At 43.5% G+C, this 22456-nt stretch carries 12 protein-coding genes; 8 read left to right on the plus strand and 4 right to left on the minus strand.

The genetic code is table 11. The annotated features are described in order from the left end of the window. Window positions 1-3: 3 nt before the first annotated feature. The 8 genes from WC743_RS05875 (at window position 4) to WC743_RS05910 (ending at window position 15116) form a co-directional block, all read left to right on the plus strand. Window positions 4-1482 carry a RagB/SusD family nutrient uptake outer membrane protein gene (locus WC743_RS05875; protein WP_373010917.1) on the plus strand — a complete coding sequence of 493 codons (1479 nt, stop codon included), beginning with the start codon at window positions 4-6 and terminating at the stop codon, window positions 1480-1482. 14 nt (window positions 1483-1496) lie between these two features. Continuing rightward, a complete protein-coding gene (locus WC743_RS05880) occupies window positions 1497-4055 on the plus strand; it encodes a zinc-dependent metalloprotease (protein WP_373010918.1) in 2559 nt (852 codons plus the stop codon). A 26-nt stretch (window positions 4056-4081) separates the two neighbouring features. Beyond that, window positions 4082-6148, plus strand: a complete 2067-nt coding sequence (locus WC743_RS05885) for a prolyl oligopeptidase family serine peptidase (protein ID WP_373010919.1) — start codon at window positions 4082-4084, stop codon at window positions 6146-6148. 691 nt (window positions 6149-6839) lie between these two features. Beyond that, entirely contained in the window at window positions 6840-7427 is a 588-nt protein-coding gene (locus WC743_RS05890) for an RNA polymerase sigma factor (protein ID WP_373010920.1), read from the plus strand. An 89-nt stretch (window positions 7428-7516) separates the two neighbouring features. Then, window positions 7517-8719 (plus strand): FecR family protein, encoded by a 1203-nt coding sequence (locus tag WC743_RS05895; protein ID WP_373010921.1) that lies wholly within the window; start codon window positions 7517-7519, stop codon window positions 8717-8719. Window positions 8720-8951: 232 nt separating this feature from the next. Then, a complete protein-coding gene (locus tag WC743_RS05900; protein ID WP_373010922.1) occupies window positions 8952-12449 on the plus strand; it encodes a TonB-dependent receptor in 3498 nt (1165 codons plus the stop codon). Window positions 12450-12467: 18 nt separating this feature from the next. After that, window positions 12468-13898, plus strand: a complete 1431-nt coding sequence (locus WC743_RS05905; RefSeq protein WP_373010923.1) for a RagB/SusD family nutrient uptake outer membrane protein — start codon at window positions 12468-12470, stop codon at window positions 13896-13898. Between the two features lie 72 nt (window positions 13899-13970). Beyond that, window positions 13971-15116 (plus strand): glycoside hydrolase family 105 protein, encoded by a 1146-nt coding sequence (locus WC743_RS05910; protein ID WP_373010925.1) that lies wholly within the window; start codon window positions 13971-13973, stop codon window positions 15114-15116. Between the two features lie 257 nt (window positions 15117-15373). Here the strand turns inward: WC743_RS05910 and WC743_RS05915 are convergent, their stop codons facing one another. The 4 genes from WC743_RS05915 to WC743_RS05930 all read right to left on the minus strand — a co-directional run bounded on the left by WC743_RS05915 (window position 15374) and on the right by WC743_RS05930 (window position 22318). Further along, the gene (locus WC743_RS05915) at window positions 15374-15703 is read right to left on the minus strand and encodes a hypothetical protein (RefSeq protein ID WP_373010926.1); all 330 of its coding nucleotides are present in this window, start codon (window positions 15701-15703) and stop codon (window positions 15374-15376) included. A 273-nt stretch (window positions 15704-15976) separates the two neighbouring features. Continuing rightward, a complete protein-coding gene (locus tag WC743_RS05920; RefSeq protein WP_373010927.1) occupies window positions 15977-17953 on the minus strand; it encodes a sialate O-acetylesterase in 1977 nt (658 codons plus the stop codon). A 45-nt stretch (window positions 17954-17998) separates the two neighbouring features. Further along, entirely contained in the window at window positions 17999-19603 is a 1605-nt protein-coding gene (locus tag WC743_RS05925; protein ID WP_373010929.1) for a glycoside hydrolase family 28 protein, read from the minus strand. A gap of 6 nt (window positions 19604-19609) precedes the next feature. After that, window positions 19610-22318, minus strand: a complete 2709-nt coding sequence (locus WC743_RS05930; protein WP_373010930.1) for a sugar-binding domain-containing protein — start codon at window positions 22316-22318, stop codon at window positions 19610-19612. Between the last annotated feature and the right edge of the window lie 138 nt (window positions 22319-22456).

The raw sequence follows: 22456 nt of genomic DNA on the forward strand, positions 1-22456 counted from the left end.
ACGATGAAAAATTTAAAACGATATAATCACATAGCATTAAAGGCTTCATTGCTAAGTTTAATGATGCTGGCTTCCGTATCCTGCACTAAAAACTTACTTGACCCAACTGTTATAACCTTTATTTCACAGGACGTTGCGTTTGACACCCCTGAGAGGATAGTTGCCCAAATTAACGGCTTGTATTCATCCATAAAAAGCGGGCAGTTTTTTGGTGGCAGGTTGTTTATTTACAATGAACTGCGTGCCGATGAGTTTATTATGAATAAACCTAATATAGTAACAGGGCAAAATACATGGCTGCAAAGTGTAGGTTCAAGCACCAGCGAGGTTACCGGCTTATGGAGTGCAGGTTATTCCACCATTAATCAGGTAAACACATTCTTAGCGGGTTTAGAGCTAAACAAAAGCAAAATAACAGACGCGCAGTATAACAACTATGCAGGCGAAGCCAAATTTTTACGTGCCTTGTCTTACTTTGCCCTAATACAAACTTATGCCCAGCCTTATATAAAAGATAATGGGGGAAGTATGGGTTTGCCATTACGTTTATTAGCCGAAAAGTCAACAGAAAATAATTCGCTTGCGCGTAGTAGTGTAGCTCAAATTTATGATCAGATACTGAGCGACTTAAATGCTGCCGAAGCGGGCTTGCCCTTAACATACACCACCGCTGCGCTAAATACAACCCGCGCGCACCGCAATACAGCTATATCACTAAAAACAAGGGTTTATATGGTAATGGGCAAGTATGCCGATGTGGTTACCGAGGCTAAAAAAATTGTATCAACAACGGCACCTTTTCAGGCAGCTACCGGTGTAAACAATAAACTGGAAGCTAATGTGGCCACCGTATTTGGCGGGAGTTATGCCGGTAGCGAATCTGTATTTTCATTACCGTTTACTGCTACCGAAACGCCGGGCACGCAAAATCAACTGGCCTATTACTTTAATATTGCGCCGGGGAATGCGGAGTTTTTTCTGAACCAGTCTGCTACGCTGGCCGATCCGGTGTATGCCACCGCTTCAGCAGATGCACGTAAAGGGTTTATTTTAACACAAACCGGGCAAAAATGGTTAACCAAGTATAAAGTTGCCGCAACTTTTTCTGACTGGATCCCGGTTATTCGGTATGCCGAAGTGATGTTAAATTATGCCGAAGCTGCCGCCCGTACCGGCGACTTAACAACCGCCACTGCATTGGTAAACGCTGTACGCAAACGCTCTGATGCTACTTATACTTTCCCGGCCACGGGTACAGCTACCCAAGCCGCATTGATCAATACTATATTACAAGAGAAAAAGATAGAGTTTTTAGGCGAGGGCTTCCGCGTGCCCGATTTGCAACGGTTATTGCAAACTTTGCCTGCAAAATCCAGCACAACAAACAGTGCCCCGGCAGTTGCCGCAGCCGAATCAAGGTATATATGGCCAATATCATCCGCCGAAATATCTACCAACCCATTATTAATTCAAAACCCGTAAGCAACAGATAAATTATGAAACTACGTTTAGCTTTATTAGCCGGAGCACTTGCCTTAATTGGAAACGCAACGGCACAGGATGGTCCTACCCAGGGCAGGGGCGGTACCGGGCGCATGGCCGAGGCAAGGCCGGCTGCCAGTATATCATCGGCAACCCAGGGCATGAAAAAGTTTGAAGGTTACTTCAACTTTTACTACGATGAAAAAACAGGCAAGGTACTGCTTGAAATTGACCGGTTTGACCAGGATTTTTTATACTTCGCTTCATTGACTGATGGTGCCGGCCGCAGTGCCGAGAGAGGCCAGGCATCAGCCAATATTGCCAAATTCATCAAAGTAGGGCCAAAAGTATTTCTGTTAGAGCCTAACTTTGATTATCGTGCAACCAACAATAACGTTGACGAGAAAAACTCAGTTGAAAGCGCTTTTGGTAAATCAGTAATATGGGGGTTTGTACCTGTTGCAGTTGAAGGCAATAAGGTTTTAGTTGATTTAACGCAGTTCCTTATTCGCGATAGCCAAAATATTGGCAGCAGGCTTGGTGCAGGGGGCGCTGGTGGCGGCCGTGGTGCGGCTGCCGGCCGTGGCAGTGCCCCGGCGGCCGGTGGCGGTGCTTACCGTATTGATGAATCACGTTCGGCAATGTATCTGCCCAATACTAAAAACTTCCCTAAAAACACCGAGTTTGAGGCTATGATCACTTTGGTAGGAGGCGCGGCAGGTGGCGGCAGAGGGTTTGGCGGTGGAGGTGGCATAGCGCCTGATCCAACAGCTGTTACCATGAAAATGCATCAGTCGTTTGTTGAACTGCCCGATAACAATTACACGCCGCGCAAGTTCGATCCGCGTTCGAGCTTTAACTTGTTCAGCTATATGGATTTTTCGGCCCCTATGGATCAGTCACTGGTGAAACGCTTTAGCCGTCGCCATCGTCTGCACAAAAAAGATCCTAATGCTGCCGTGAGTGAAGCTACCGATCCTATTATTTATTACGTAGATCGTGGTGCTCCGGAGAAAATTAAGAAAGCACTGATTGAAGGCGGCGCATGGTGGAACCAGGCTTTTGAAGCAGCGGGTTTCAAAAATGCATTTCAGGTAAAGGAATTGCCCGAAGGTGCCGATCCGATGGATATTCGTTACAATGTAGTAAACTGGGTTAACCGTGCAGGTAACCCCAGGGCATTTTCTTACGGTTCATCTTACTGCGACCCGCGTACCGGCGAGATTATTAAAGGTGTGGTAACCTTGGGTGCCGACAGGCATCGCCAGGATTATCTGATTGCCGAAGGTTTATTACAACCATATGAAGATGGCAAACCTGTAAATAAAAAGCTGGAGGAAATGGCTCTGGCGCGTATCAGGCAGCTATCGGCTCACGAAATTGGCCACACCCTGGGTTTTACGCACAACTTTGCCGCCAGCCCTAAAGAGCGCGCCTCGGTAATGGATTATCCTTTCCCGCGCATAAGCTTAAAGAATGATGGAACGGTTGATATATCAGACGCTTATGCTAAAGGTATTGGTAGTTGGGATAAACGTGCGGTAATGTGGGGCTATTCTGATTTTCCTAAAGGAACCGACGAAAACGCGGCCCTGGATAAGATCATGAACGAAACCATTAAGTTAGGCTTTAAATACATTCCTGATATTGGTGGTTACACACACCCGGCCTCGCACCAGTGGGACGATGGTGTTAACCCAATTGATGAGTTAAACAAGCTGATGAAGATAAGGCGCCAGGTGCTGAACAACTTCTCAGAAAAATCGATACCTAAGGATGCCCCAATGGCTACAATAGAAGAGGTTTTAGTGCCTGTTTATTTACTCCACCGTTACCAGATAGAAGCGGTTGCCAAATCAGTAGGTGGCTTGTACTTTACCCATGCTGTTAAAAACGACGGACAGGTGCCTACCCAAATGGTTGATCCGGCTGAGCAATGGCGTGCTTTTGATGCTTTGATTGCCACAATTACACCCGATGCTTTAGCCTTACCCGAAAAGCTAATCGCAAAAATCCCGCCTCGCCCAACAGGCTATCCGGGTTCAATGGAAACGTTTAGCGGCAACACCGGGCCTACTTTTGATCCAATTGCAGCTGCAGAATCTGCCGCAGGTGAAACTATATCATCGCTATTAAATGCTGAACGTGCGGCAAGATTAATTGAGTACCATGGTCGTGATAGCAAACAACCGGGCTTTTTAGCAGTAGCCGATAAACTGATAGAAAAAACCTGGAAAGCACCTGTAATGCCCGGCTATAACGGCGAACTGCAAACTATGGTTAACAACCTTACCCTTGAATATTTACTGGAACTGGCTGCCAATACCCGTGCTTCAAAATTAGTAAGAGGGCAAGCCATGTTGAAGGTTTCTGAGTTGAAAGATTGGTTAACAACTAAGCTACCATCGGCAGATGCCACTCAAAAGGCCAATATATATTTTGCCTTATCGCAAATTGAAGATTTTAGAGCCAACCCGGGTAAGTTTGAAACTGCACCGGCTACCGAAATGCCGCCGGGTGCACCTATTGGTATGCCGGGTATGTATTTTTTTGATGATAGCATAAATAATTAACAGCCACAGCCATTAGGCAAACCGTTATGAAAAAGCTTATTATTTATGGGGTAGTACTGATAGTATCGTTGTTAAAAAATCCGGTATTGTTTGCGCAAGGTTATAGTATGGAAGATGTTGTTAATTACCCATTTCCGAGGGATGTAACCAGCGCTTCTACCGGGGCTAAGTTTGCCATGACCATTCAGGAACAGGGCCGCCGCAACATTTATGTGGCAGGTGGCCCTACCTTTATACTTCATAAACTCACCAACTATCAACAGGATGACGGGCAGGAAATAACCAGCCTTTCAATATCTGCCAATGGTAAGTGGGTGGTATATGTGCGTGGAGGAGAACATAGCGGTAACAGGGACCGCAGTCGCGTGGTTAATGCGGCTTCGGCCCCTGTTTTGCCGTTAATTCAAGTTTGGTGTGTTCCTTTTGCAGGTGGTGTCCCAAAGCTTTTATCAGAAGGTGATTATCCGGTTATATCTCCCGGGAGCGATCGTGTTGCCTTTATCAAGGATGGTCAAATTTGGATGGTGCCTATCAACGGTTTAAAACCCGCCGGGCTTGTGGTGAATGCTTATGGCGAAAGCAGCGACTTGCAATGGTCGCCGGATGGGTTGAAGCTGGCCTTTGTGAGTAACCGTACCGATCATTCCTTTATTGGCATTTACAAAAACAGCTTAACACCAATCAAATGGGTTGCTCCCTCGTTTTCAAAGGATGTTTCGCCGCGCTGGTCGCCCGATGGTAAAAGGATAGCATTTATTCGTACTCCAGGGTCAGATGCTGTTGCACCTACAAGGCAGGGAGCTAATGTGGCATCTAATACGCCGCCTGCTGCAACACCACAATCCACTAACAGTGCTGCAAGAATTCAGCCATGGGCTATCTGGATAGCCGATGTAACTACAGACGATGGCAGCCTCTTATGGAAATCGCCCGAAACTATGCTGGGTTCGATACCAACAACCGATGGAGCAACTAATTTAAATTGGGCGGCCGGCAATCGTATTGTGTTTGTATCATACCTTGATGGCTGGCCGCATTTGTATTCTATTAATTCAACCGGCGGCACGCCCCTGCTGCTTACACCGGGCAATTTTATGGCAGAAGAGATACGCCTTAGTGACGATGGTAAGTGGTTGGTATTTAGCGCCAATACCGGTCCTGATCAGCAATTGGATATTGACAGGCGCCACATAGCCCGTGTAGCTGTTGATAAACCTGGTGCAGAGGTTTTGACCACCGGCAACAATTTGGAAACCTATCCCGCATTAAGCGGAGATGGCACTATCATGGCCATGTTTGTTGCAGGTACCCAATGCCCGCTATTGCCTGCCATAATGCCGCTGGCTACAAAAAAAATAAAGCTGATAGGCGCCCACCTACTGCCCGCAAAGTTTCCGCTTAACCAAATGGTGATACCTAAACAGGTGGTTTATCAATCGCCGGATGGCACTATGGTACATGCGCAACTTTTTGAATCTGTTGGCGGTAAGGTAAAAAAGCCAGCCATTGTATATGTACACGGGGGCCCGCAAAGGCAAATGCTGTTAGGTTGGCACCACATGGATTATTATGCTGTTGATTATGCCATGAACCAGTACCTGGCCAGCCGGGGTTTTGTAGTATTAGCCGTAAATTACAGGCAGGGAATAGGTTATGGGTATGATTTTCATAAGCCTGTGAAGCCGGGAGCAAACTACATGGATGTTAAAGCCGGTGGCACATGGCTGGCCACACAACCCTGGGTTGATACCGCAAGGATTGGTATCTACGGAGGATCGGCTGGTGGTGCTTTAACAGCGTCGGCACTTGCGCGCGATTCAAAGTTGTTTAAAGCCGGGGTTATCATTCACGGCAACACCCCGGAACCGCTGGATGCGTGGACGTCACCCACGCTTGTTATCCATGGCGATGATGACCGGAATGTGGCATTCAGTGCGGGGGTTTCGCTCATCAAAAGATTTGAAATTAAAGGGTCCTCTTATTTTGAGTATTTGGTAATCCCCGATGATTCTCATCATTGGATGAAGCATGAAAACGTTTTGAAAGTGAATAAAGCTGTAGCAGCTTTTTTAACTAAGCAACTGATGAAATGATGTTTCATATCCGGGCACGGATACCTAAGGCCGATTTACGTACTACAATTTGGATGGAAACCCAATATCCTTACCGACAAGGATGGAAACGCTTCTTTCGACTTTTTTAACGCAGATGCAAAAGGCACCTACAAACTCATTGTTGAGGGTATTGGTGGCAATGGCAATTTAGGTCGGCAGGTATAAAGTGGAATAACATGCCAAACTCGTATAATTTAGGTTTATAATTGGTTAGTAAAAGCTCCTGCCCATCAGGAGCTTTACTTATTTACTTATTTATACACGCTATGAATATTTCATTAAAATTGAAATATACCAGCAAAAAAGGGAAATGTAGATCACTTATTTATATCTGTCACAAAAAAGAAGACCCAAGAACTGATCGTTAAAATTGATAAACTTATCACACCATGTGATGAAAATAAAAAAGAATACATGTTATTGATATATAGTACTTCTTTTTTTAGGAAAAATTGAATTAAAGTTTAGGATCGGCAAAGACGCACACTTATTTATTAAATCTTACTACTATAATTTTCTAAAAGGCATTAATAGTTTATTGATTTTTTACGTAGTTTTGAAATTATCAATTGTCAGCCTAAATTCGCTACTTCTCCTTTTAACTAAATTTATATGGGTAGCTTGATATCTACGAATAATTGATATCATTTCTTTTAACACACCAATAAAAATGACCTATTCTGGTTTATTTGATGAAAAAAAATTATTGCAATGTACTGCTAAAGGGGACGAAAAAGCATTTGCAATAATTTTCAATTATTATCACCAGATATTAGGGGCATATATTTTCAGGATAACCAACTCGACAGAACTCACTCAAGATATTGTTCAGGAAGTATTTACCAAAATTTGGCTAAATCGACAGGAATTAAACAGCGTTATCAGCTTTAAAGCTTACTTATTTGTGATAGCTAAGAATCATGCTATTAATCAATTTAAAAAGTTTGTAAAAGAGCAGACTTTTAAAGAGCAATGGCAATTGGAAAATATGCAGCGGGGTGCGATTGATGCACCTGACGATTATTATAGGATATTGGATGAAGCCATAAACCATTTACCCCCGCAGCAAAAAAAGGTATATTTACTAAGTCGCCACCAGCGATTAAAGTACCTTGAAATAGCAGATGAGCTATGTATATCCCGCGAAACAGTCAAAAAGCACCTGCAAACTGCAATCCAAACCATTACGACCTATGTGCATAAACACAACGATGCGATAATTATTTTTATCTTAATTAAATTCTTTAATAAATTCTGAGAGTCCACTACCCCTTTTTTGACTATTTATTGTCTTAATACCAGTCAATACTTAATTGACCGGATATAAACCAATAAATTAGAGCATTCATGACACAGTCTGATAAAAGATTGGCTTATTTGTTCAGCCTTTATTTTAGCCATAAGGCAACCGAACAGGAGATTAATGAGCTTTGTACCTTAACCGACTTAATAGTTGACGATGAGCAGCTTACACTTCTATTGCAGAAAGCATGGGATGAGTTTCAATTGAGAAACCTTTATTTTGACGATGCGACCAGCAAACAAATATTTAATAATGTACTGGGATCGCGTGTTAAAGAGGATATATCTGTAAAAAGGCTGTATTGGTCAAATTTTTCTGCCAGGAATTTAGCTATTGCCGCAAGCATTATAGCTATGCTCGGCGTCGGTCTTTATTTTTTCAGAGCGAAAAGCAGTTATATATTGCCTGATCAGGTTAATATAGAACACCAAAATCATGATGCTCTTCCGGGAGGCAACAATGCAGTTCTTACACTTGCTGATGGTTCAAGGATTGTATTAAACAAAGCAAAGAATGGTACCCTTGTCAAAGTAGGCAACATTAAAGTAAATAAAACAGCCGACGGACAGCTCGTATATTCAATAAACGGTGCAGGAAATGAACAACGTTCAGAATTCAATACTATTAGCACCCCAAAAGGTGGACAATACCAGGTTGTCTTGGCCGATGGTACTAAAGTGTGGTTAAATGCAGCATCCTCCATTAAATATCCGACAATGTTTTCCGGCCGAAAAAGACAGGTTGAGATTTTAGGGGAAGCGTACTTCGAAGTAGCCAAAAATCCGAAGGTGCCCTTCGTTGTAAAAATAGGTCAAACGGAAATTAAGGTTTTGGGTACTCACTTCAATGTAATGGCATATAACGACGAAAGTCAGTTAAAAGCTACCCTGATAGAAGGTGCCGTACAGATCAGTAACGGCAGTTCAACCGGATTATTGAAGCCAGGTGATCAGGCCGTAGTCAACAATAAAAACTTTCATTTAGCTATACTTCATGATGTAGATATTGATCGGGATATTGCTTGGAAAGACGGAAGTTTTGATTTTAAAAATGCAGATGTACAACAGATCATGCGACAGGTCTCTCGTTGGTATGACATCGATGTTCATTATGAGGGTAAAATTCCAAATAAGGTTTTTACAGGAAGTATTTCACGTAGCGTAAACCTGTCTGAAGTACTGGACATTTTTCATTATTCCGGTCTCAGATTTAAAATAGAAGGAAAACGGATAACGATACAAAGCTAAACCTATAAAAAGTCAACTACACATAACCAATTAAACAATTTAAAAAAGAAAACACATGAGAAAAAAAATACCACAAACAGATTAGGGGCAAGCCGGGAATCCATACCTAACCAAAGTATATAAATGAAAAAACCGGGAAAGTGTTCGTTGCACTAACCCGGTAAGTATCTGGATTACCCAATTATCTGACCAGCAAATAGACACATAACGTTTAACCCAAACATTCAAAAGTATGAAATTAAATACTAAGGTTACGCCCTTAGGGTGGCCTTGCCTTTCAAAAATTTTATTGATCATGAAATTAACTGCTATTATGCTCCTTGCAGCACTGGTCCATGTCAGTGCCAAAAGCTTTAGCCAGCAGGTAACGCTCCATGTCCGGAACAATTCTATAGAAAAAGTTTTAAAAGCAATTCAAAAGCAAACAGGATATCATTTTGTGTATGAGAGTAAAGATATTCCTGAAGAATCAAAAATTAGCCTTTCATTAGAAAACGCTAGTCTTACCGACGCATTGGATCAATGCCTGAAAAATCAGCCGTTAACTTATAAAATATTCAGCAAAACTATTGTGCTCAAAAAAAAGGAGCAAGAATTAGATCCTCCAAATGCATTACAGGCACAACCCATAAAAGGTAAGGTTACGGATAATAAGGGTCAGCCTTTACCTGGAGCTACCGTTTCCGTTAAAGGTACAAACAGAGCTGTAGTAACCGCTGCTGACGGAACCTTTACGATCACAGCTGACAAAGGTGAGATTCTGGTTGTAAAATTTATTGGCTTTGAAACGAAAGAGGTGAGCATCGGCAGTGAAACCAATTTTACAATTGTTATAAACGAATCGCGAAGTGTTTTAAGTGATGTAGTGGTGGTAGGCTATGGAACACAGGCAAGAGCAACTGTCACTGCTGCAATTGTACGTGTAGATGGAAAAAACATTGGAAACCAACCAGTCGGCACTCCAGGCGAAGCGTTAGCCGGTTTGGCAGCGGGCGTTCAGGTACAGTCGGACCAAGGAGCTAAACCAGGCGTGGCGCCAACTATACGGGTACGTGGCGTTAGTTCTTTAAGTACATCTAATGAACCACTTTATGTAGTAGATGGATATCCCCTGGAAACCTCCTCGCAGTTTACACTTCTTAACCCAAACGATATCGAGTCAATTCAGATATTAAAAGACGCTGCATCCGCCTCTATTTATGGTTCTCGTGCAGCTAATGGTGTGGTGCTGGTTACCACGAAGAGAGGAAAAAGCGGCAAAATCGTATTTTCAGTGTCAGCATATAGGGGTATTCAGGACGTAAACAGGCGTTATCATGTTTTAAACCGGGATGAGTATATTGCCAACGCAAAAAATATTGCCCGTATACGTAATACCGCATATCCAGCCATTTTTGATACTGACCCTCAATCTTTACCGGATATCGACTGGCAGGACCAAATTTTCCGGACAGCACCGGTTACCGACTTTGAATTCAACGCCTCCGGAGGAAGTGAAAAAATAAGATTTAATGCTTCTGCCGGCTATTTTAAACAGCAAGGAGTATTGGTAGGTACTGCTTACAGCCGCTATACAACGAGGGTGAACCTGGACGCAGATATTGTAAAGAATGTAAAATTCAGTTTCTCTATTTCACCATCTTATGCTGAACAATTCAGGCAACCCGCGTCTGGGCAATTTAGCGATGTTGCAGCCGCTGCCGATTATCTTCCAGGCGTACCCGGACTGGTAGCGGATTTTCGGAATCCGGGTGTTCTTAATCTGGCCCTTGTTATGCCTCCGGTATCGCCGGTACGGATGCCCAATGGTGATTATGCAGAGCCTTATGACCGGTCCTTGCCTTTTACTTTATCGCCAACGGCAGTGTATTTTCCCAGTAATTTTTTTAACCCTTTAAATGTTTTAGAGCAGGTTGTTAATCGCTCCAGGGCTTTTAGAACGTTAAGTAATACTTATGTTGAATATACACCTATACCGGGTTTAAAGTTAAAATCTTATATCGGCGCCACATTGGAAAACGAACAGATACATGCCTACATGCCGGCAACAACCGCATCGAGACTGGCTCCTACCGCTAACCTGTCCAATCCTGTTTTAACTGGTATCTTTGCCTCAGAAAATGCCCGTACAACCTTTGACTGGGTATGGGAAAACACCGCCACCTATGATAAATCAATAGGCGGGCATCACCTTAACCTGTTAGGTTTATTCTCAGCCCAAAAGCTGACATCAACTATTAATTATACCGGAGCATTGCCGGGAACTTACATTACCACAGCCATCCAAAATCCCCTGGCCTCTCCCAACCGCGTAGGTACTATTGGTTATGATGATAACGACTTTGTAAGTTACGCAGCACGTTTGACTTATGATTTTAACCGAAAGTACTTATTAACCGCTGCTGTAAGGAGAGATGGTTCTTCACGATTCGGTCCCAATAACCGCTATGCTGTTTTTCCGTCATTTTCGCTTGGATGGCGCCTTGGAGAGGAGGAACTTTTAAAGCCGTTGTTAAATAAGTTAAAAATCAACGAATTTAAACTGCGTGGTGGATATGGTAAAACCGGCAATGCAAACATTGGTAGTTTCAGTTATCTGAATTCTATAAGCTTAAACACCAATTATGCTTATGGTCCCAACAGACAATATGGAGTGCAACAATCCGGTTTTCCTAACGCCAGCCTTACGTGGGAAAAGAATACGCAGACAGATTTTGGCATAGACTTAGGTTTGTTACAAAACAGGATCAATTTTACAGTTGATTATTTTAATCGCATATCTGACGGTATGTTATTGGCCAAGGATCTGCCCGCCATAGTTGGCTATGCAACTACTTACCAGGCCAACCAGGGCAAGCTTCGAAACCGCGGGATAGAGTTTACGCTCGGCACCGATTTTAGTATAGGAAAAATTCACTGGACCATTAATGGCAACTTGTCCAGCTACCGTACAAAAGTACTGAGCCTGGGAGGGCCGTCCTCGCTACCATCGCTGTTTACTGTAAACGCATGGAGCAACATCTACCAGATCAAAGTTGGTGATCCTATAGGTCTGATATACGGTTATCAGGTATCCGGTGTATTTAAAAATGCCGCTGAACTGGCCGCTTTTCCGCAAACGACATCCGGTAATAAAGTCGGCGACTGGCGCATACAGGATCAGAACGGCGATGGCAAGATTGATATCAACGATTTGAAAGTGTTAGGTCACGGGCTTCCTGATTTTACCTATGGATTAACCAATACTTTCCAGTATGAAAACTTCGATCTCAGCATATTATTACAAGGTGTGCAGGGGGTAAATATCGTAAATGGCAACTTCAGGCAGTTACAAAATAGCAGTGGCAGCTCTAATACCATAAAGGCATTCGCTAATAACTATTTTGATCCAGCTCAGCCAGACCGTGATGTAGATTTCCCCATTCCCGGATCGGGAAGCAGTGTCAACAGAGGAAACGCATTTACCAATAAGTCAATGGAGAATGGCGCTTACCTGCGGGTTAGAAACATCACGCTCGGCTACCGTTTAGGTGAGACATGGGCTAAAAAAATAGCCGCCAAAACCGCCAGAATATATTTAACCGCTCAAAATCCTTTCCTGTTCACTAAGTATAGTGGGTACAACCCGGAATCCAGTTCATACGGCGGGGATCCCCTTAGGCCTGGTGTTGATGAAGGCACCTATCCTGTTGCCCGTACTTTCATTATTGGTATAACCTTTGGATTTTAAAGTTTTAATAAAAATAACATGAAAACTAAACAACTCATCATAAGCTATCTTTTGGTATCTATATTGTCAATAACACTGGCCTCATGTAAAAAGTCATTCCTCGATTTGACTCCCCAGGGAATTGTGCCGGTTACCACTTATTATAATACAGAAGTTGATATCAGAACAGCACTGAATGGCGCTTACACAAGTTTGCGGCCCATTTACAATTTTCAATGGGCGTACTGCGAGATCCCCTCTGACAATACGCAATCTTATGGCGATTCCGATGCCAACATTGGGGAGCTGGATAAGTTTACCTGGACATCTGCTTCAGGAACCTTGCAAAACGTTTGGAACAGACATTATGCTACTATTGCCTATTGTAATATCGTTTTAGGACATGTAGCCACCCCACCCATGACGCAGGCCGCCCGTGATGGCTATATCGGACAGGCAAAGTTTATCAGGGCACTCATGTACTTTAATTTAGTGCGCATGTTTGGTGGGGTACCTCTGGTATTAACCGAAATTACAACAGAACAGCAGGCATACACTTATGAACGCAGTCCTGTAGCTGATGTATATGCCCAAATGGAAAAAGATTTGGCCGAAGCAGCTGCCTTATTACCGGCATCATATGGTGGTACCGACATGGGCAGGGCTACCAGCATTGCAGCCCGGGGCTTATTAGGTAAAGTGCAACTTTTTCAGCATAAATTTCAGCAAGCAGAACCTATACTGGCGTCTGTTGTTGCTTCTGTTTCTTTGCCGTTGTTAAGCTACGACCAGGTTTTCGGCTTGAGTAAGGACAACAACAAAGAATTTATCTTTTCCGTTCAGTACCTCGGCGGTGGTTTAGGAGAAGGGAATTTGTTTGCCAGTCAATTCATCCCCGTTCCGGCTACTGGTATCATTAGCGTTAGCGGTGTCAGCTTTAATTTGGGTACACCCGATTTGTACAATGCATTTGAGCCAGGAGATAACCGTCTAAACTATATCGGCACATTTACAGCCGGTACGATTGCTTACTATTATTGTAAAAAGTTTGTATATCCAACGGTCCCCTCAGGCAATGAAGGGGACAACGACTGGCCCATATTGCGTTATTCAGATGCAATACTAATGTATGCTGAAGCCCTGAATGAGAATGGCAAAACAGCTGATGCCTTAACACAGTTAAATATCATACGTAATCGCTCCAGTCTTCCATCAAAAAACGGGCTTTCACAAGCCGATGCCCGAATAGCTATTCGTAATGAGCGAAGGGTTGAACTATGCTTTGAAGGTGAAAGGTGGTTTGATTTGATTAGATATGGCACTTTCGTGCAGGTAATGCAGGCTTATAAAGATAAATATACGCCACCGAGCAGCAGTTTTGCTAATGTTTTACCTACGTTAAATCTATTCCCTATCCCGCGTAGGGAGACTACCCTCAATTCAAAATTGACCCAGAACCCCGGTTACTAACAGTATATAATTCGGCGGGGAGCTGCAGCTCCCCGCCGAATTATATTTTCGTTAACTAAACATATCTGTATAATGATTAACTTTAAGAATACCTTATCCATCATATTTGCTTTTGTCGGGCAAATATTAATCACAGCTTCAACCGCTGCTGCTCAAACTAAGCCGGTCAATTACTTAACCAACTGGCCAGTGAACACCTCTCCGCGAATTGTGGGGAATAAACTGGCATTGCGATTTCTGCAGAATAAAGATTCTATGATGATCGCATCAAAGCAACCTGTAATTGTTTACCAGGAAGTTTGTTCCTGGTATGGTGCCTTGACGTTTTCAAAAGCAAACGGAGACCAAATACTGCAAAATAAGCTTATCGCTCAGTTCGATACCTTAATTAAGCAACGACCTGATCTGGTACCTAAGCCAAACCATGTTGATTTTACAGTGTTTGGGGCTGTGCCATTACAGATTTATAGGCAAACCCAAAAAAATAAATACAAAGAAATCGGAATACGCTTTGCCGATGAGCAGTGGATGTTACCAAAAGATAGTCTGGGTACGCATGCGGCAGCGTTACAAAAAAAAGGTTTAAGCTGGCAAACCCGGATGTGGATAGACGATATGTTTATGATTTCCGTCATTCAATTACAGGCGTACAGGGCGACCGGTGAAAAGAAATACCTGGACCGTGCAGCACGCGAGATGGTCGTTTACCTGAACTTACTACAAAGACCCAACGGGCTATTCTACCATGCCCCGGATGTGCCTTTTTATTGGGGAAGGGGCAATGGGTGGATGGCGGCCGGGATGACAGAACTATTAACCTCTATGCCGGTTAACCATCCTTACCGGCCCCGAATTTTAAAATCCTATAAGATGATGATGGCGTCTTTACTAAGATATCAAACGGCATCAGGTTTATGGCGACAATTAATTGATGTGCCGGAAGCCTGGGAAGAAACATCAGGTACGGGGATGTTCACCTATGCAATAATAACCGGTGTAAAAAAAGGCTGGCTAAAACAAAGTTTATATGGCCCGGCCGCCAGAAAGGCCTGGATAGGACTGGTTAAACATCTTGATACTAATGGCGACATTACGGACATTTGCCAGGGCACTAACAAAAAGAATGATCGGCAATACTATTTGGACAGGAAAAAAGTAACAGGTGATTGGCATGGACAGGCGCCTGTTTTATGGGCTGCTGCTGCTTTATTGCAATAACAAAAAAACAATTGTATGATGATTACAAATTACTGAATGAACATCGATTAAATGCATTTTAGTGAGCATTTAATCGATGTTCATTTTTTCTTAATAGATCTGGCATATACAATTAAGCCCTGTCTAACCCACTGGTTGACCACCTGCAACTTTGTATTAAGCTACCCCGAACCCGTCTTCCAAGTGCCAGGTAATGCGTAAGTTTACAGTCTTTGAGATAATGAAATTTAGAAGCATATAGACATTTCATAACCGATTCACTTAACACGATGAACAAAGACGCGGTTTTTCAAGATCAGAATTAATGTATTGCCTTTAACCAGTTTTTTATTTCCGGCACTGAGGAATTTTTGCGCATTAGCTATAGATGCAGGTTCCCATAAAATCTGCCGGTCGGTTTTAGAAAATACCGCTATAATGACTTCCGGGCAACTGTGTCCGTTGCTAAACCGCACGTGGCTCTTAAGCTGGTCTAAACCATCAACGCTTATACATTGCTTGCTGTAAGCGCTTAAAAATTTATCCAGGTCGTTATCTTTGCTATGGCCGTTTAGGATAAGTAATAAGACAAAAGTCAATAGTCGCATTTTTAATTTTTGAAGCAATATTATAATAATGTAACCCTTCAAAGAACCCGTTTCTTGCGAAACATTTATTGACGTGCGAAATCTACCTAGATGGCGGTTTTATATCGGGAAGGGACGGCATATTTGACTAACCTTTTAGCGAACCGTCCACCTACAGGCGGAACTTGACGGTCCTCGTCGTTATGGCGACATACCGACAAAGCTGTGGTGGACGGCGCTACTTCAATGGTATATATTTGAACTGGTGAGCAAACTTGCCATCATGATCGTTTTTTATGGGTTGACTTCTGTTTGATCTTTTATATCCGTTCTGAAAGGAGATGCGGGCAATCCTTCTTTATTGTAAAGATTAGCACCTGCCGGAAAATCGCCCCAGGCATAACGAACAGCTGTAGGGTTTTTAATTTCTTCGCTCCAAACAATTACTTCCGCATGATTAATTTTGCCCTTTGCCCAAACAAACCGCCCATCGGCACCTGCAATTGCAAATCCATTTAATGGCTGTCCGGCTTTGGAGGTTAAGCCACTGCCTGTACTGGTAAAGCTAATGATGATCTTATTGTCTTCTTTTCTTATACTTTTATAAATCGGACCGGAACTTACGACGTCCTTTTCATGATAAGCCACCGCTCGGGCCGTAAGCGCCAGCCGGGCACCGACGTCTTCCTTATTAAGCGGGTGCACGTCATTCCATTCACCAATATCGCTGGTTGTGGCCATACCCGTATGGGGAATTTTTAACGTCATCAGCTGCGCTTCTCTTAACTCGGCCCATTGGCTGGGTGCAGGATGCGGAGAAGGCGGCAGATAACCTGCCAGCTGTACGTATAGAAATGGAAAATCACCTTCTTTCCAATTTTTGCGCCAGTTGGCTATCATCGCTGGAAACAGGCTGCGGTATTCCATTGCTCTGTTGGTATTAGCCTCTCCCTGGTACCAAATTACACCCTTAATGGCATAGTTTAACAACGGGGCCACCATGGCATTATACAGGCCCAGTGGTTTATAGGCGAAGGTCGTTCCTCCTTTTAGTGCCGGCATGATTATACCCGGTTTATATGTCCATTCGCCGGATAAACTGACCTGTTGCCCGCCAGCTTCCAGCAGGTAGGGTTTATCTTTGATAAAGCCACCCGGGCCGGAGGTATTAACAATACGGACCACAATTTCATTTTCACCAGCCTTTAGCAAACCGGCAGGTAAGGAGTATGCTCTCTGGAAATACCGGCTGTTGGTTCTCCCGACTGTTACTCCGTTTACGTAGGTAATATCATTATCAGCAATGCTACCAAGGCGTAATATTGCCGCTTTACCAGTCATGTTCGCCGGTATTGCAACCGTCTTTCTATACCATACCACACCATCGAGCGGTTTTACCAAAGTTTCTTCCCAATATCCCGGTACAGCGATCTTCTTCCAATCATTATCACGGAGCATTGGTTCATACCAACGATGATCTTTATTTATCATTCCTGTGTCGCCGGCGTTTGCCTGGTCATTCCAATCCTTACTCCGTAGCCTGTCACTGCTGTTGATATGGTTAACCTTTGCGCTGTCTTTTAATAACTGAACCTGACTATAATAGTTGGGGAACTGTTTCAGTGCATCTTCGCTCAGCCAGGCTTCTGCCGGGCTTCCCCCCCTGCTGGAATGGATCAGGCCGATGGGTACATGATATTTAGCGTACAGATCACGCGCAAAAAAATAACCCACAGCCGAAAACTGCAATACATTTTCCGGATTGGCAACCTGCCAGCCTGCCTTTGAGCGTACATCCTGCTGGGGCGACTGAAAATTGTATTGTGGTTCGACCAGAAACTGACGGATATGATCATTAGTGGAGGTCGTAATCATACCGGCATACTTTTCCTTAACCCGGCCCATCCAGAATTCCATATTGGACTGACCGGAACAAACCCAAACGTCACCTATCAGCACATCTTTAACTTGAATTTCATTATTACCGCTGATTTTCATAACATAAGGCCCGCCAGCTTCCATGGCACCGAGTTTCGCACGCCATTCACCATTTTCATCTGTTTTACAATGGTAGGTTTTATGGTTAAATGTTATCATTATAGATTCGCCGGCCGATGCCCAACCCCAAACATTAACCGGCATATCCCGTTGTAATACCATTCCATCACTCACCAGGCGGGGAAGCCTGATTTGACTGTAAACTTTCCCTGTAAAAACAGCAAGTATGAATACGATCAGTTTACCACATTTTAGCATTTTATGTAACATCATTTTATTTCTTTTAAGTTCTTTAAATCTCATTAGTTAGTTCAGGCTTCAATGATTAATTAATCCTGGATAAGTTTCCATGCCCTTTACCGTTACCTGTTTCTCCTCTACATTTATCAGGCGTAACAGGGGTGCTTTTTCAGGAGAAAGCGTTGGTGAGCTGACACTAATCCCCCTGCTGTTCATTAGCCTTATAGCCTCCATAGCGTATTGCGGGGCATGGAGGACAACTTTATTCAGCTGCGCCCCCTGCACGTCATCCAGCATGATTACCGGCCTTCCATCCGGATGCTGTGTTTTAAACGTTATATTGTGCAGTTTGAGATTCTTCACATGCCGCACAAATAAACCGCTTGCCGGGTATACCTCACCATACATCCTGTTTTCCGGGTAAGCTTTAGGATTTTCCTTTAATGTGATATTCGCTTCCTGGCGTGTTCCATTGCCCATATCGTTCAGGCTGATATTGCTTAATTTTATATTTTCTGCATAATAGCCTGGAAATGCAGTAACAGAACTGCACATCTTGCTTTGGGAACTGGCGGTCACGTCACTAATAATAATGTTCCGGATCTGTGATACGGGTGACGGGGCGGTACTGTTGACCTGCTTGCTTCCGCGATTCCCCAATACAATGAAGATTGGCGTTTGCACATCCTGCATTTGAATATTGTTAATCCGCACATTATCAATTATGCCGCCATCCACAGCTTCCAGCGCGATCCCCGCTATAACGGTTATTGGCTCCCCGATAAACTTCAAATTTTGCTGCCAGTGACGGATCTTGTCTTCAGAAGCTTTGTGAATAATACAATTACTGATATTGATATTTTTAAAGCCACCCATACCAACTGTGCCAAATTTAATTGCGTTGCAGTTACTGGCCACTTCGCAGTTACGCACCACGACATTTTCGCAGGCCCGGCTGGCATCATGACTTTTCAGGCAGATACCATCATCATCCACATCAATCTTACAATCCTCAACCAGTACATTCTTACTGTCAATATCTATCCCGTCTACATTCCAGTTAGCATGGTTATAAATAGTCAGCCTTTTCAGTTGCAGGCCATCACAACCCAGGTAGTTTTGTAACCAATAAGCGGAGTTGCTCAGGTGCAGATCAGTCACCGCTATGTTTTTACAATCCACAAGCAGGATCATACACGGCCGGGAACGGCTCTGGGGCGAGCGGCTGTCATTGCCCAGATCAAACGCCGGGCTTTTGCCGTTACCATCAATGGTACCCTTGCCGGTCAGAATGATGTTTTTTACTCCCTCTGCAAAAAACATTGCTTTATTGGTGTGTGAACGGCCATCCGGATAATTGGTAAAGGCATTTTTATATCCGGTCACCTCATTGTCTGGATAATCGGCAAATGAAGCGCTGCCCAGCAGTTTGCCATTTTCGCTGATACTAACTTTTACATTATCGCGCAGGTACAGGGTTCCGGTTAGGAATGTGCCTTCAGGGACCAGCACTTCGCCGCCCTGTTTGCTGCATTTATTAATTGCCTGCTGTATGGCTTTTGTATTCATGGTCTTTCCGTCAGCCACGGCGCCGAAGTCTTTTATATTATATACCTGGGCAAAAAGCAGGTTACCTGATAATAGAGCTATTCCTGTTAACAGGATTGATCTTAACGTATGCATAAATTATTAATTATAATTAAAGTATTGGATTTGCGGACTGGCATTAAACCCATCGGTCACCAGCTGAAAGTGATGTTCAGGCAGGTCGATCCGGCTGAATTTAATAGTTACTTTTTTACTTTCTCCCGGCAGCAGGCAAAAAAAGTTATCGGTATAATAAGCCGGGCTGATACTTTTGCCATGGGTATCCTGCAGCTTCAGCTGCGTAAAAAATGAAATCGATTTGGATTGGTTACTAATGACCGCACGAATGGTGCCTTTCTGATCAAAAGTGGCGCTGGTATGTATTTTGGCCTTGTTCAGTTTATTAATATCTTCAAATCCAGATACAGCCGGCCCTGTCATGGTCCAGGCACCCCGATAAGGATCTTTTGATCGCCAGTAAAAGGAATCCGCTATCACCGTACCTGTCTTATCTTTTAATTTCAGCTTAATAAAATGAACCTGCGTTAAGTTATCGGGGAATTCAATTTTGATGGCATCGTTCACTACACCGTCTGAAGGTATATCAACGGCGGCGGTTTTTGTCCATACCGCTTTGGCATCAAGGGTATAAACCGTAGCTTCAACCTGACAGCCGGGATACGCTTTGCGAAAATCATTATAAACGGATACGGTGTTTTTTAAATAATCATACTGTGGATGTAACGGTGCCAATCCGTTTTGTGAGTAGTATAGCGCTGCAGTGGGCTCCAGGTACCAATCGTACATACGCGACGCGGTTTGCGGTAGCGGACTGTTATGATACCAAAATAAAAAACCTGAGGCAAAACGGTCCCCGTAGTTAAACTTGTTATAGTTCCACACCTCCCAGATGGCCCGGAAGTTAAGGGCACCTACAAATTGCGCTTTTTTAGTAAATTCCTCTATAGAAGATGATTGTCCGAACGCATCAACCGCCTGACGGTATTTGGTAGTGATCTGATGAAAACCGTTGCCGTCAAGATAATTCCAAACAGAATCATTAATTGGCCAGGTATCTTTTAGGGGCATCATTTTTTTTATGGATTCCGCTATAGGTATACATGGCGTACCATATTCGGGATTAAACCCATCCACGCGGCTGCCGCGCTTTGAAGCTGTATTTTCAAAATACTGCATCGGGTTTTCATATTTATAAGGGCTACCGTCATGTACGCCGCAGCATTCTGATTGTTCCTGGTAGTCACGGCTGGGATCAAGTCTTTTTAGCAGTACGCCAGTACCCGGAATTTCGCTCCCTTCGTTTGCTGCTACATAATAAGCCAGTGACGGATGATTGCGAATTCGTTTGACCGTATTGGCAAGGTTTTTAAAATACAACGCAGTATCTGTTGGAAATCGGGTATCAGCTGTAATCCAGAACTCATTCCATACCAAAAAACCAAATTCATCACACAGCTGATAGAAATAATCTGACTCCGCAATACCACCTCCCCAAAGACGCAAAAGGTTAACCCCGGCTTGTTTGGTATAACGCAATTCGGCATAAGTTCGCTGCTGCGTATTACGCAGCATGGCTTCGGGTACCCAGTTTGTGCCGCGGATGAATAGTGGCACCCCGTTTACATAAAACCGCCGTGATCGATCGGGCGTGTTCTGATCTGACCTGATTTCTCTGATACCAAACTTTATACTGCTGGTATGGCTTATTTGTCCTGTAACCAGCGTGTATTTTAGCGACAAAGTATATAGGTTTTGCTTACCCTTGTTAATTGGCCACCACAGTTTGGGGTGCTGAATCGTCAACGAATGATAAATCTGTGGACTAAAAGTTACCAATCTCACCTCGTGCGGAGCGAGTGTTATGTTTTTCGTGAATGTCCCCTGGCTTTCATTGATTTTCCCTGACAATATCCCTTTTTGCACATGGTCAGACGCGTTTTTAACTTCAACTGTTATGGTTTGTCTGGATGTAAGTGTATCAGGTAAAGGCAGTTTAGTTTGAACAAAAGGATTTTCCAGAACCACATCTCCGGTGGCATATACTTCAACATCACGCCAGATACCCGTATTCCTGTCCCTAATCCCGTCGGGGGATGTAAAATCCCAGCCTACGCTCATTAGCATGCTTACATTTTTTCCAACTTCCCCGTCCCCCCCGTTGTGGTTTTCACCTACCGCGCCTGTTTGGGTTAAACCGGGTTTGAAGTATGAGCCGGGCACATCCACAGCTTGCACATTCACGGCTAATATATTTTTTCCTTTATGATGCACAACATCAGTGATGTCAAAACTTTGCGTATTGAACATGCCGGCCATACTGCCTAACCTTTTACCGTTAAGCCATATTTCGCAGCGATAATTAATCCCGTGAAATTTCAGCCATGTACGATTACCCGAAAGATGGGACGGTATCCCGAACTGGGTACGGAACCAGTAATGATAAAACCCGCGGCCTACATCGGCCATATCAGGTATTAATTTTCTGGATTTCCGGTTGTTATCGCCATAATATGGGTCTGGATATATTTTATCGGTAACCAGCGAGGTCAGCACCGTTCCCGGCACGACCGCATTGAGCCACATTTTGCTGTTATAATTGGCATCTGATATTTTCTTTCCATCAGCATTTACCTTGCTATAACGTTGCATCTGCCAGTGATACCCGCCGCGATGCCCCGTCGCTGAAGTTAGAAACATAGATTTGGAAGATGATGGTTTACAGCCTGCTACCTGTTGTGAAAAACCAGAAAAACTATGCGTGATAAATAGAACAATGATAATGTATTTCATAAATATTGGTAGTAACGATTATTGGATGTAGCCTGAGTTTTTCAAGGATGGATATTGAAAATATTCGGGGAACTGCATCATTCTATTTGACTTAGCTAATTGAAATTGACAGAAATTATCTTGACAAGCTTTCTGTGA

It is taken from the genome of Mucilaginibacter sp., from assembly GCF_041660805.1.
Classification (GTDB): Bacteria; Bacteroidota; Bacteroidia; order Sphingobacteriales; family Sphingobacteriaceae; genus Mucilaginibacter.